At 58.7% G+C, this 12,822-nt stretch carries 10 protein-coding genes; 3 read left to right on the top strand and 7 right to left on the bottom strand.

Annotation, left to right across the window (positions count from 1 at the left end; genetic code table 11):
* Window positions 1-59: 59 nt before the first annotated feature.
* The 6 genes from pgaD to tsaE form a co-directional block, all read right to left on the bottom strand.
* Window positions 60-596, bottom strand: coding sequence for a poly-beta-1,6-N-acetyl-D-glucosamine biosynthesis protein PgaD (gene pgaD / locus AC27VO_RS07645; RefSeq protein WP_488666115.1), 537 nt, complete (start codon window positions 594-596; stop codon window positions 60-62).
* Entirely contained in the window at window positions 593-1,942 is a 1,350-nt protein-coding gene (gene pgaC / locus AC27VO_RS07640) for a poly-beta-1,6-N-acetyl-D-glucosamine synthase (protein WP_488666114.1), read from the bottom strand. Before pgaC ends, pgaD begins: the two co-directional genes overlap by 4 nt.
* On the bottom strand, window positions 1,939-3,969 hold the full coding sequence (pgaB, locus tag AC27VO_RS07635) for a poly-beta-1,6-N-acetyl-D-glucosamine N-deacetylase PgaB (RefSeq protein ID WP_488666113.1): 2,031 nt from the start codon (window positions 3,967-3,969) through the stop codon (window positions 1,939-1,941). Before pgaB ends, pgaC begins: the two co-directional genes overlap by 4 nt.
* A gap of 9 nt (window positions 3,970-3,978) precedes the next feature.
* Complete coding sequence (gene pgaA, locus AC27VO_RS07630) at window positions 3,979-6,279, bottom strand: poly-beta-1,6 N-acetyl-D-glucosamine export porin PgaA (protein WP_488666112.1); 2,301 nt, start codon at window positions 6,277-6,279, stop codon at window positions 3,979-3,981.
* 355 nt (window positions 6,280-6,634) lie between these two features.
* Entirely contained in the window at window positions 6,635-8,074 is a 1,440-nt protein-coding gene (locus AC27VO_RS07625) for an N-acetylmuramoyl-L-alanine amidase (protein WP_488666111.1), read from the bottom strand.
* Window positions 8,071-8,583, bottom strand: coding sequence for a tRNA (adenosine(37)-N6)-threonylcarbamoyltransferase complex ATPase subunit type 1 TsaE (tsaE, locus tag AC27VO_RS07620; protein ID WP_488666416.1), 513 nt, complete (start codon window positions 8,581-8,583; stop codon window positions 8,071-8,073). The genes AC27VO_RS07625 and tsaE overlap by 4 nt, the downstream gene beginning before the upstream one ends.
* A 12-nt stretch (window positions 8,584-8,595) precedes the next feature.
* Between tsaE and queG the strand changes: the two genes are divergently transcribed.
* Window positions 8,596-9,663, top strand: a complete 1,068-nt coding sequence (gene queG, locus AC27VO_RS07615) for a tRNA epoxyqueuosine(34) reductase QueG (RefSeq protein ID WP_488666110.1) — start codon at window positions 8,596-8,598, stop codon at window positions 9,661-9,663.
* 93 nt (window positions 9,664-9,756) lie between these two features.
* On the opposite strand, the gene AC27VO_RS07610 is transcribed toward queG, so the two are convergent.
* Window positions 9,757-10,662 carry an AEC family transporter gene (locus AC27VO_RS07610; RefSeq protein ID WP_488666109.1) on the bottom strand — a complete coding sequence of 302 codons (906 nt, stop codon included), beginning with the start codon at window positions 10,660-10,662 and terminating at the stop codon, window positions 9,757-9,759.
* Window positions 10,663-10,863: 201 nt separating this feature from the next.
* On the opposite strand from AC27VO_RS07610, the gene AC27VO_RS07605 reads away from it, so the two are divergent.
* Window positions 10,864-11,826, top strand: a complete 963-nt coding sequence (locus AC27VO_RS07605; RefSeq protein WP_488666108.1) for a tripartite tricarboxylate transporter substrate binding protein BugE — start codon at window positions 10,864-10,866, stop codon at window positions 11,824-11,826.
* A gap of 71 nt (window positions 11,827-11,897) precedes the next feature.
* Window positions 11,898-12,812: a site-specific tyrosine recombinase XerD gene (gene xerD / locus AC27VO_RS07600; protein WP_488666107.1), complete on the top strand. Its 915-nt coding sequence runs from the start codon at window positions 11,898-11,900 to the stop codon at window positions 12,810-12,812.
* Window positions 12,813-12,822: the final 10 nt, after the last annotated feature.

Raw genomic sequence — 12,822 nt, 5'->3', positions numbered from 1 at the left:
GCACAGCTTGAGCTGTCAGGCAAGGGGGAGCATGGCTGTAGGTGGAGCACAGAAGCCGGTCATAGCGCCAAGTCCATATGCGCGGCAGTCTCTGGACCCTTCGATGCTGGTAATGCCTGGGAGTTGTGCAAACGGCTTGTTTGAATGATGTGCCCATCCTGGGCGTGGTGAATGGTGGCAATGCGCAGCGAGCGCAACTGTTGCAGTGTCTGACAGGTAATGCCGTAGTCCGACATCAGTTGCATCTGGGTCAACGGTGGCGTAACTGGAGAGCGGCGCTGTTTGCCGCGAAAACGCCAATAGTTATATCGGGCCCACAGGATGAGCAAAGCACCATGCAGCAGCATGACCACGACGTAGACGCTGAGATCCGAGAGGGTAGGGAAAATTTCGGAGAACAGCGGCATCTCTATGCCATTTCTGTTCTTGGTGACAATGGCCCAAATACTGCGTCCGAACAGCCACACAAAGGTGAGCCAAGCCAGTGCGGTTAAAAAACCGTCCAACAGTAGACGCCAGCTTCCGCGCTGCGATCGAATGATCATGGTGGCAGCGCAGATGGTGGCAGGCAGGCAAAGATGGGGGGCTGTGCTCATGGTGTGCTGTTCAATTGGTCAATGCCACGATCGGGGCTGGTCCAGCGGGCACGCTGGCGTTTTTTGCTGAGCATGATTTGGGGAATGCTCACCAGGGTGGTGAACAGGTTCAGCATCCAGAAAAAAAGTGGGTACCAGATGATCCAGACCAGGGTGCGGGCAAAGCCTTTTTCATAGCGCTGCTCGATGCAGATGCTGATCACAAATTGGAGCAGGCAAAAAGCTGCGAGAACCATGCCTGTGAATGAGGGTGGGAGCAAAGACTCCACGTGCAGGTGAGGAGGCAAGTCGATGAAGCATCCAATGGCATACAAGAGGATGGACAGCGCAAAGGAGAATGCCCAGAGCGCAGACAATGTGAATTCAAGCAGCAAAATCCACATGCGGCGGTTTTTCCAGTGGCGCAGCACGTCGATGTTTTTGAGCAGAATTTCAGCCCCGCCCTGCGCCCAGCGCAGTCGTTGCTTCCATAGACCTTTGATGGTTTCCGGCATCAGAATCCAGCACAGGGCGCGGGGCTCATAGAAGATGGACCAATGATCGCGCTGGAGTTTCCAGCTGATGTCGATGTCCTCGGTCACCATGTCTACGCTCCAGTAACCCACTCTGGCCAAGGCACTGCGGTGAAAGGCGGCGATGACGCCGGAGACGGTAAAGACCTGTCCGTAGACACGCTGTGTGCGTTTGATGAGACCGATGATGGAAGAGAACTCGCCCACTTGCACCGCACCTGTCAGGGTCGAGCGGGTGCGTATACGAGGGTTGCCCGTCACGGCACCTACGCGTGGGTTGTTGATCATGGGGTCCACCAGGAAAGAGACCGCATCGGGGTCGAGGATGGAGTCTCCATCAATGCACACCAAATAATCACTGTTGGCGGCCAGAGCACCCATGCGCAGCGCCATGGCCTTGCCCTGGTTTTCCGCCAAATGGATCACGCGCAAGCGATCGTGCACAGTGGCCAGTTGGTTGAGCATGGCGGCGGTTGCGTCGCTGGAGCCATCGTTGATGGCAATAACTTCGATATTTCGATAGTTCTGCTGCAAGGCCGCAGTGATGGTGTCAGCCCCATTTTTTTCTTCATTGAAGCAAGGGATGAGAACGCTGACCAGTGGCTGGCCCTGCAGCACAGGAACGGCCCGCTCTGCCGTGGTTTCCCCCCAGGGCCAATGGCGTTCGCGCTGCAGATAAAAAGTCAGGCCACCAATCATCCACAGGCCGGACATGTGCAATGGGTAGAAAAAAACAAACGCGAGGATGATTTTTCCGGTCAAGAAAATGGCGATGGCAAAGGGCAGTGCAATGAGCAGCACCATGAGGAAGAAAGAGAGGATGCGGTGCTTCATGGCGCTGGAAACCAGGAGGTGGATATTTCTGGGCGAATCGCTTCCAGGCGCGGGTGGCCTTGGACAAAGTCATCGGGGTAATAGCCAAAGTTGCGCGCGCCACTGAGTTGCAGCTGACGCATCCATTGCGCAATGCGTGCGGAGTCAATCGGGACCGCTTGCTCGCCACGCTTGGATGCGCGCCAGTCCTTGGTTTGCAACTCGAACACTGTGCGATCCAGCGCACCCGGCCGCTCACGCATCGCTTGAACCAAACGATCCAACCAGCGCGCCGTATCGGGCTCACGCACCCCCTCCATCAAGGGCATCGCCATGGGGGCAGTCCAGTCGTAGGCCGCTAAAAATTCATCGGGATGCTGCGCAAACCACTCGTGCGCCTGCGGATTGAGGATGGGCTGCGCGAAGATGTTGCGTGCGGTTTTGATGTGTACGCCGCGTATGGCACGGACTGCAGTGGTGAGCTCGTGCGTGAAGTCCACCAGGGCGCGGGATTTGAAGCGTGCCCAGGCCTGCCTGTGTTCGGGCTGTGCGCGCAAGCTGGCGATGTCCCCCGGTAAGCCTGACGCGGCATAGGCTCGGAGCGCATCGGGGCCTGCATCTTCAAAGTCTGACAACAAAGCGTCGTCGTGAAAGAGTAGTCCATCAAATGCGGCATAGGAGGCCAAGTCCTCGTACAGCTGCGTAATGGCCTGTCGATTGCCTGGATGAAAAGGACTCAGGCGTTGGTACTGCAGGGGATCGATACTGAGACCTTGGGTCGTGGGGTCCCAGCGTTGCACGCGTGGGTGGTTGCGATCCAAGTTCAGGCTGAGTACCGGCATCCATGCGTAAACCTTGACCTCAAGCCGGCTCTTGAGCTGCCACGCCACGCGATTGAACAAGTCCGCACGCATTGGAAGGATGCGATTGGGGAAGTACACGGCATCGACACGACCATGGCCATCCGAGTCTGAGAAAGCCTGCAAGAAAACGGTGTTGACGCCCAGGTCCTGCATCCGCTGTACCAGTGCGTCGAGGTTCTTGCCTTGCTGGACGGGGTCTTCGTCATACACATAGTCCAAATCCACATGGGCGACACGCATCAAGCTCGGTTCCTGGACGGACGCGATGCGCTGCGCGACCGCGCGGATGTCATCGCGCCCGGACATCAGCATGCGGGGGACTTGGTCCGGGTTTTGGACATCTGCCAGCCCGTCTTCCAGCGTCAGAAAAAGCTGGTAGCCCGCTTCACGGATGATGCGCTGTGCGACGCCGTTGACGGCGCCATAGGGCCACACCCAGACACGCGGTTGTTTGCCCGTGGTCGTTTTGAGAACCTGGGTGATGGCTGCCACATCTTTGCGCAGTCGCTGCTCAAACTCGGCGGTTGTTTCGTAGCGTTGCTGATCGCGCAAATACATGCGATTAGCCATGGCCGGCAAGGTATTGCCCTGTGGGTTGGCCAGCACCCCTTTGTGGTGGTTGAAAGTGTGTGCGCCAATTTCAACCAGTGGTGAGCGTGCAGCGCGTGCCAGATCTTGGCGGTTGAGGAACATTGAGCGCGGTGCCTGAATGTCTCCAAACGCGACGGTTTGGTCTGCCGGTGTGTCCAGCCATGTGCCTACGGGTGCCAAGACGGCAGGCCATTGAAAGGCGTGCAGCAGCGGGATGACACGCGTATAGAAGTCTTGGTAGCCGTCGTCAAAACTCAGCAGAACGGCTTTGGCTGGCAAAGGTGCGCCACCGCCTTGTGCATTCAAGATTTGCTCGACGGAGACGGCTTGGTAGCCGTTGGACTGCAACCAGGTCAGTTGGGCCAGTAACTGGTCGGTGCGAACCGCCAAATAGGTTTGATCCGCTTGGTCATCCTGGATGGCGTGGTAGGCCAGGGCCAAGTATTGGTTGACTGGCCATGGCTGCTCCTGGTGCGCCACGGACCGCTGTTCTGGCGGCACAAAATGGGGGATATCTTTGGCGCAACCAGAAAGCATTCCCAAAGCCATGAAACAGGCGAGCAGGCGCACTGCGGTGTGTTTGAATAAATGCATGCCAGCCTCTCAAAAACGATACGTCAAATCAAAGACAAAACGCCATTCGCGCTCGCGTTCACCGTCATAAGGGCGAGAAAGTGCGGAGAGCGTGCCCCCTATTTCAAAGACGTCATTGGCCTTGTAGCGTTGGCCGTAGCTGAGCATGAGCGAGGCACCCGTGCCGTAGTGGCGCTGGTTGACGCCGCCCCAGCCAGTGCTCACTTGTTGGCTCCATACGGTTTGATAACGCTGGTAGAGGGTGTGGTTCCAGGTCAGGGTCGGGAGGATGCTGTATTCGCTGCGCGGGCTGTAGTAGGGCACGTCCGTGCGGCTGTTGTGCCCCGTAAAAATCTCCAGTCCACCATCCAAAAACCAAGTGGGCCGTGTCCACAGCCGTTGTTGCACATCCAGCAGCATTTCCAGGCGGCGGTTGCCATCACTGAAATTGCTGGATGTGATGCTCAAGCCCAAGGCCCGGCGTTCGCTTTCTCGCCACTGAACACCGACATCGAAACGGTCGCTGGTGATGTTGTGGCGCAGTGCATCCAGGTTGGTGTCGCGTGAATGCATTTGTGCACCGGCATGAATGGACCAGGCATCGTTGAGGTCGTGATCTACCGTTAGCGCAGCCCCCATGCTGCTGCCATGACCGTAGCGGCTGTCCGCCACTTCTGCGGCGATATTCCAATCACGACTGCGCCATTCGAGGCCCACACGCCCATAGTTGTGCGTGGCCTTGGCATCGTCGTAAGTGGCACTGCGGTGCCCGACACCGGCAAAGATGCGCCAGTTGTATGCCAGAGGCTGTGAGTACAGCGTGGTTTCGAGACCGAAATCACGGCCACCGGCCACCGGATTGTTGTTGCCAAGCCCTTGGTAGCCGGCAACGTGCAACTCTTTCATGTTGTGCACCTGCCATAGGCGCTGCAAACGTTGGCTGTTGCGGTCTTCCGGAAAACGAGCCTGTGTATCTGCGCTGAGCACTTGCGCTTGGCGCCATTCTTGGAGATCTAAGGCGGTCAAACCCTGGCCAACTTCCACACTGAGGGCGCGTGGATCGTAAGTTTCCGCAATCTTGAGCGTGGCTTCCGCGTGGCGTGGCCAGCCGCGTGAACGGTATAGCCAGGCCAAGTCTGTACGCAGGTTGTTGTTGTTGGGGGCCGTACGCAGCATGTGCTCGAGCGATGACTGGGCTTGCGGCGTATCGTTGGCATAAAAGTCCATCATGCTGGTCGTATGCCAGGCATCCAGGTACGCCGAATTGGGTATGCGTGTGGTCTCTCCTTCGACATAGCGCCACGGGGTGTAGCCCTGACCCAGCATTTGCGCCCTGTGCTGTGAGGCGGCAACATCGCCTTGGTCTGCGTATGCGTAGAGCAATCCAAAGTCCTGCTTTTGCCGGTGGTCAGCGTCTTCGCGCATATAGCCACTGGTAATCAGTTGCTCGTAAATGGCGGCTGAACGCTCAGGCATTTGCTGATAGAGATAGGCTGAGGCAACGGCTGCCAAAGCGTAGTTCGGCACCTCAACGCCTTGCGCAAGCAAGGCTTCATACTCTTGCACCAGCTGAGCCATATAGAAACGGGCATGCAGCGCTTGCAAGCGATCAATGCGCGCGCGCTGAATCAGCGGTTGCAGATCTTCGCCTTCCTGTTGCCATTGGCGCAGCAAGCGTTCATAGGTCGCCAGGGCTTGGTCTGCGATGTGCAGACGCTCGCTTTCACTGCGAGTGGGCATGTCCGCATCACGCACGCTTTGCGCAACAGCATCGGCTTGCAGCCCATGCATCTGGATGGGCGCTAGCAGATCAGGATGCTGCTGTGCAACCGCCAAGGCCGTGGTCGCCATGCCTGCACGCTGCAAAGCGAAGACATACTCGCGCACCACATAAGGTTTGCCACTGTTCAATTGCTGCGCGCGGTCCATGTATTCCAGGGATGCAAATGCACCGTGCTCACGCAACTGCGCATACCCCATGACCAGCAGCGCATCCACATCATCAGCTTGCTTGATCAGTAATTGCTGGGCGCGCTCGACGGCTTGCTTGGCTTGCCCGTTATCTGCCAAGGCGTGAATTTCGCCATAAATAAAGGCGGTATCCAGAGGGAGAAGTTGCTGGCCTTGTCGGTATGTAGCTAAAGCTTTTTCCCAATCGTGAAGGTCGCGATAATGGTTTGCCACGCCCAGTAATGCATTGCGTTGCTGGCTGTTCTCCGTGCGCGCCAAAAGGGCTGTTGGAGACAGCGTGAGCAGCAAAGCAATGGTTGTGGCCTGGAGACCCCTATGCAGCCGAAACTTGTGAAGCAAAAGCCAGATGGTGCATTGCATATGGAAAATTGAATTCGCATCTCTTCTTAATAGTATTTATTAATGTACGAATAACGCCTTCAAATCCAATATGGGATTAATCAATAAACGGCGGGTGAAATGTCATTTTTTGTCTGTATCAAATCCATTTGCAAAATCGTGCATCTCATTAAATGGAGAGTAAATTGCGATTTAATTGGATTTAAATAACATTGATTAACACTGATTTTGTATTTAATTTGCAAAATATTTTTCTTATTAATATTTTGTTTCAAATGAAGGGTGGTTTTTGAAACTTCACCATCCCTAGCGATGAAGGCTTTAAAACAAAAAAAGCCCGCAAAAGCGGGCTTGGTGGGAGTGGGCGTCTGCATGCCTACACAGAGCGTGCGCGGGCCAGCGGGGGGTTTTTGGTGAAGTACTGGCGAATGCCGGCCATCATGGCATCCGCCAATTTGTTCTGGTAGGCCGCGCTGCGCAGGCGCTGTTCTTCATCGGGGTTGCTAATAAAGGCAGTCTCCACCAGCACGCTGGGAATGTCAGGCGCTTTAAGAACAGCAAATCCAGCCTGTTCCACCCGTGGTTTGTGGAGCTTGGCAAAGCCCCCAATCTGCGAGAGCACCGAGGTGCCAAGCTTCAGGCTGTCATTGATTTGCGCGGTGGTACTCATGTCCAGCAGCATTTGCTGCACATGCGCATCTTGGCTGCGCACATTGATGCCGCCCACCAAGTCGGCTTGGTTTTCCTTGTCGGCTAGCCAGCGAGCCGCAGTGCTGGTGGCGCCTTTTTGGCTCAGCGCAAATACGCTGGCACCGTTGGCAGAGGGGCGCGTGAACGCGTCGGCGTGAATGCTGATGAACAAATCGGCCTGGACGCGACGGGCTTTTTGCACGCGGACACCCAGAGGAACAAAAAAATCGCCATCGCGCGTCATGTAGGCGCGCATGGGGCTGCCGTTGATGGTGCTGCTGTTGATGCGGTCACGGAGCAACTGGGCGATCTTGAGCACCACGTCTTTTTCTCGGGTGCCTTTGGGGCCAATGGCGCCGGGATCTTCTCCACCATGTCCCGGATCGAGTGCCACGATGATGATGCGATCGGTCTTGCGCGAAGTCGGTGCCGGATTGGCGGTGATCACGGGTTCGTTCGCCGGTTTGGGCGAAGGGCTGGTCGCGGGTTTGGGCGCAGCAGCTGGGGGTGTTGGCGCCGGTGGAGCCGCAGGCGCCGGGTTGTTGTGCTGCGCAATCAGATCCCCCAAGGGGTCATGCGCGGGCGCGGGAGGCGCAGGCGGTGTCAGCGGTGCGGGTTGGCTGGCATCGCGCAGACGCTCCTGAATCAGGGCTTCCAGCGGGTCTACGGCCTTGGAGGGGTACAGGTCAAAGACCAGCCGGTGCTGGTAAGCAGCCACCGGTTTGAGCGAGAAGACCTGTGGCACGGCGCTGTGCTTGAGGTCAATCACCAGTCGCACGACGGTGGGGGAGTTTTGCCCCACGCGGATGGCTGCAATGTTCGGATCGTCCGGGCGCACCTTGGCCACCAGCTCTTTGAGCGCATTGTTGAGTTGCAGGCCTTCAATATCCACCGCCAGACGGGGCGGAGACTCAATCAGGGTCTGCCTGGCCACCAGGGGGACATCGGACTCCAGCGTGACGCGGGAGTAGTCCTCGGCGGGCCAGACGCGCACGGCCATGATGCTGGCGCCAAAAGCAATTTGTTGCTTGCCAGCCAACAGCAAGGCCAGGCTCCCGGCTTGCAGCAGGGTGCGGCGGTTGGGGCGGTAGGCGGTAGAGGTGGGGTGCGCGGCGTCGTCGCTCATTGTGGCCAGTGCTGCAGCAGGCCTCGTCCACACTCTGTGCTGGTGCGCAGGGTGACGCGGCGCTGGGTTTCGTCAATTGCTTCAATATAAATAGCTAAGTCCGCTGCTGGTGTCAGCGAAGCCGCCTTTTCGGGCCATTCTGCCAGTTTCAGACCGGGGCTGGCAAAAATGTCGCGAAAACCCGCGTCTTCCCATTCGCGCGGATCGTCAAAGCGGTAGAAATCAAAGTGCCACACCGCTAAACCCGGCACTTCATGCGGCTCTACCACAGCATACGTAGGGCTTTTGATGCGGCCCTGCACCCCCAGGTTGCGCAGCAGGTGGCGCACCAAGGTGGTTTTGCCCGCGCCGAGGTCGCCGTGCAGCGTAATGTAGGCATTGCGTAGGGCGGGTAGTGCGGCCAGCTGCGCTGCAAAAGCCTCAGTGTCTGCCTCGTTTTGCCAGGTCAGTACGCGCTGATCGCTGTTGGTGCTTTCTACAATCGGTGAGTTATGGTTTGCAGCAGTCAATTGGTTCCTTCGATGCAGGACTGGGCCCGCGAATTGGGATTTTCCCAAATTGGCGTATCCGGCGTGGATTTGTCGTCTTGTGAGGATGGGCTGCTGCATTGGCTGCAGGCAGGTTTTCACGGCAGCATGGACTATATGGCGGCGCATGGCCTCAAGCGCGCGCGTCCTGCAGAGCTGGTGCCGGGTACCGTGAGCGTGATCACCGTGCGCATGGATTACCTGCCACGCAGCACGCCCACAGACTGGCAGGCGCAGGAGTGGGCGCGCCTGCAGCGGCCCAGCGAGGCGATTGTCTCCGTCTATGCCCGGGGGCGCGACTACCACAAGGTGGTGCGCAGCCGGCTGCAGAAACTGGCCGAGCGCATTGCGCAGGAGGTGGGTCCGCTGGGTCACCGTGCGTTCACGGATTCTGCCCCGGTGATGGAGGCTGAGCTGGCACGCCGCAGCGGTCAAGGCTGGCGCGGCAAGCACACGCTGGTGCTCAACCGCGAGGCCGGGTCGATGTTTTTTCTGGGCGAAATCTATGTGGACATGCCACTGCCCGAGACCGCGCCGGTCACCGCCCATTGCGGCAGTTGCAGCAGTTGCATGGATGTGTGCCCGACGGGTGCCATCGTCGCGCCGCAGCGTGTGGATGCGCGCCGCTGTATTTCCTACCTGACGATTGAGCATGATGGCGCGATTCCGCTGGAGTTGCGTCCGCTGCTGGCCAACCGCATCTACGGCTGCGACGATTGCCAGCTGGCCTGCCCCTGGAACAAGTTTGCGCAGCGCAGCACGCTGGCGGATTTTGATCCGCGCGGCGGCATGACGGGCAGCACGCTGGTGCAACTGTTCAGCTGGGACGAGGCCACGTTTTTGCGCTGCACCGAAGGCAGCCCCATTCGCCGCATCGGACATGCGCGCTGGCTGCGCAATATTGCGGTGGCCATGGGCAACGCCCTTAACCGCCCGCAGGATGCGGCCCAGCACCCCGCCATTCGCCAGGCGCTGCAGGAGCGCCAAGCGCATGACAGCGATGTGGTGCGCGAGCACGTGCAGTGGGCGCTGGCGCAAGGTGTGGCGCCAGCCTCGGAATAGTTAAAAAGTGAGCTGCTGGCGCTTGATTGCTAAGCACTTCAATGTCTTAAGTGCCTGAAGTGCAGGTTTTTAAAGCGCAACCAGCTATCAAATTCAAGGCGCCAAAGACAGTGCGTACGGCAAGCTGAACACCCCAAGGATGGTGGACAGCGTCACCAGACCGGCCACATACGGCCCGTTGTAGCCCATGCGTGCGGCCAGCACATAGCAGGTTGAGGCGGTGGGCAGGGCTGCGAACAGCAGCAAGATCAGCGCTTGATCGCCCTGCAGGCCAAAGACATGAATCGCCCCCAGGGCCACCAAGGGCTGCAGCAGGTGCCGAATGGCCAGCACGCCCACGCTCAGGCGCTTGGCGTGGGTGAGCAGGCCCAGCTGCATGCCCGCGCCCGCAGACATCAGCCCCAGTGCAATCGAGGCCGCACCAATGCGGGCGACCGGCGGCTCCAGCCATTGCGGCATGCGAAAGCCGAGCAAATTGGCCGCCAAGCCGCAAACCGTGGCCACGATCAGGGGGTTGCGCACCAGTTGCCCGGCAAAGCTTTGCTGGCTCTCGCGCGCCATGGGCCAGACCGCCGCAATATTGAACATGGGCACGCAAAAGCCAATCAGCACCGAAATAAAGAACAGGCCTTGCGCGCCCGCCAGCCGATCGGCCAGGGCCAGGCCAATGAAGGAGTTGAAGCGAAATGCCACCTGGGCTGCACTGGCATGGTCACGGGCGGCGATGTGCTTGCGCAGACCCGGCCACCACGGCAGGCTGTAGGCCAGCGCAATGCCGACGAGGCCCGATGTGACACCCGCCGCAATCAGACTAGAGGTGGCAGCCCAGTCCAGCGGGCTTTTGACGATGGAATGAAACAGCAGAACCGGGAACAGCAGGTAATACACCAGCGCTTCTGCGCCTTGCCAGACCGAGCGGTTCAGCGGGCTGAAGCGGCAAAGCAGGTAGCCAAGAAGGATGAGGGCAAAGTCGGGGAAGAGGAGCTGGGCGTAGTTCACAGGCGGCAAGGTTAGCGGCTGACGGGGGCAGTTTTCTCGCAGCACGTGGCCAATCTGGCACCCGCGCGACAGTGCTTGCGCAGCGTGGAGTCTAGGGGAATTCACGGAGAAAAAAGCCAGTTTCCCGCGCCCAGCAAAGGCAGGGGGTCAACTAGCATTGTTTTCCAACGCAAACTTACATAACCAAGGAGGCACTTCACCATGTATCGTCGTACCTGTATCGGATTCGTGTTGGCCCTGGCGGGCACCACTGCCATGGCGCAAGCCTATCCCAGCAAACCTATCAAGTTGCTGGTGCCTTTTGCACCCGGTGGCACGACAGACATTGTTGCGCGCGTGATTGCAGACCCGCTGAGCCGTGAGTTGGGTCAGCCGGTGATCGTGGAGAACAAGGGCGGCGGCGGCGGTGTCATCGGTGCGCTGGAGACTTCGCGTGCAGCCCCCGATGGCTACAACCTGGGTATTGCGACGGTGTCCTCCACCGCGACCAACCCGGCCATCAATCCCAAGACGCCCTACAACACATTGACGGACTTCACCCCCATCATCAATGTGGCGGCGACCCCGAATGTGCTGGCCATCAACCCCAAGTTCAGTGCACCGGATCACGCCAGCTTTCTGGCCAAGCTCAAGGCTGGCCAGGGTAAATATGCCTATGCCTCGTCCGGTACCGGCGGCATTCAGCACATGCTGATGGAGCTGTACAAAAACTTGACAGGCACTTTCATTACCCACATTCCTTACCGTGGCGCAGGCCCGGCCCTGAATGACGCGGTCGCGGGACAAGTGCCGATCATTTTGGACAACCTGCCTTCTGCTCTGCCTTTCATCAAAGAGAAGCGCCTGCTGGCCGTCGCGGTGGCTGCGCCGCAGCGCCTGGATGTGCTGCCAGATGTGCCCACCTTCAAGGAAATTGGGCTGGAGCCGGTAAACCGCATGGCGTTCTATGGGGTTCTGGGTCCCAAAGGCATGTCCAAAGAGGTGGTCGACAAGATCAATACCGCGGTGAAAAAGGTCTTGCAGGACCCCGCGGTGCGCAAGCGGATTGAAGACACTGGCTCTTTGGTGATTGGCAACTCGCCCGAAGAGTTCGCCAAGCAGATCAAGGATGAGTACGAGGTCTACCGCAAAGTGGTGGTGCAGCAGAAGCTGACGCTGGAATAAAGCGCAGATCGGTTGCAACAAAGGCGCGGCGCCATCAGGTGCTGCGCTTTTTTTATGGCCACAATGTGTGTATGAATGATGCAGCGCTGCAGGCCAGTGTGACGGCCGTTGATGACTTTATCGAAGCCTTGTTTTTGGAAGATGGCTTGTCTGCCAACACCTTGCAGGCGTACCGGCGGGATGTCATGGCGTGTGCCCAGTTTCTGGCGCAGTCAACGCCCGCGTGTTCCTTGATGCAAGCGCAAGAGCAGGGCTTGCAGGTTTTTTTGCAACTGCGCCATGCCCAGGGTGTGAAGGCGGTGTCCAGCAACCGTGGCCTGAGTGTGCTGCGGCGCTTTTATCACTGGGCTTTGCGTGAGGGGCGTGTGCTCAGCGACCCTACGCTGCGCTTGCTGGCCGCCAAACGCCCTTTGCGTGTGCCGCACACATTGACCCAGGTGCAGGTAGAGGGGCTGCTTCAGGCGCCAGATGTCAGTACGCCGCTGGGCTTGCGCGACAGGGCCATGCTGGAGCTGATGTACGCCAGTGGCCTGCGGGTGAGTGAACTGGTGGGCTTGCAGCTGCACCACTTGGACATTCCTGCGGGTGTGCTGCGCACCGAGGGCAAGGGGCGCAAAGAGCGCTTGGTGCCCTTTGGGGAAGAGGCGCAGTCCTGGCTGCAGCGTTTTTTGCAGGAAGCCCGCCCGCTCATTTTGGGGCGGCAAAGCACGAGTGATTTGTTTGTCACGCAGCGCGGCAGCGGCATGACGCGCGTGATGTTCTGGGTGCTGGTGAAAAAATATGCCGCCCTGGCGGGTATTACGGCGCCTTTGTCGCCGCATACCTTGCGCCATGCGTTTGCCACGCATTTGCTCAATCACGGTGCCGACTTGCGGGTGGTGCAGATGCTGCTGGGGCATGCGGATATTTCCACCACCACCATCTACACCCATGTGGCGCGAGAGCGGCTGCAGCAGTTGCATGCCCAACACCATCCCCGTGGATAAGTATTTCTGA

It is taken from the genome of Comamonas sp. 14P8.1.4, assembly GCF_057799285.1.
Note: the sequence above shows the minus strand (reverse complement) of the source record. Positions and strands in the feature narration are given on the sequence as shown.

Bases quoted from the DNA above. Each gene is read 5' to 3' on its own strand.
- pgaC (WP_488666114.1), bottom strand. From the start codon at position 1,942: ATGAAGCACCGCATCCTCTCTTTCTTCCTCATGGTGCTGCTCATTGCA.
- AC27VO_RS07605 (WP_488666108.1), top strand. From the start codon at position 10,864: ATGTATCGTCGTACCTGTATCGGATTCGTGTTGGCCCTGGCGGGCACC.
- pgaD (WP_488666115.1), bottom strand. From the start codon at position 596: ATGAGCACAGCCCCCCATCTTTGCCTGCCTGCCACCATCTGCGCTGCC.
- xerD (WP_488666107.1), top strand. From the start codon at position 11,898: ATGAATGATGCAGCGCTGCAGGCCAGTGTGACGGCCGTTGATGACTTT.
- queG (WP_488666110.1), top strand. From the start codon at position 8,596: ATGCAGGACTGGGCCCGCGAATTGGGATTTTCCCAAATTGGCGTATCC.
- pgaA (WP_488666112.1), bottom strand. From the start codon at position 6,279: ATGCAATGCACCATCTGGCTTTTGCTTCACAAGTTTCGGCTGCATAGG.
- pgaB (WP_488666113.1), bottom strand. From the start codon at position 3,969: ATGCATTTATTCAAACACACCGCAGTGCGCCTGCTCGCCTGTTTCATG.
- AC27VO_RS07625 (WP_488666111.1), bottom strand. From the start codon at position 8,074: ATGAGCGACGACGCCGCGCACCCCACCTCTACCGCCTACCGCCCCAAC.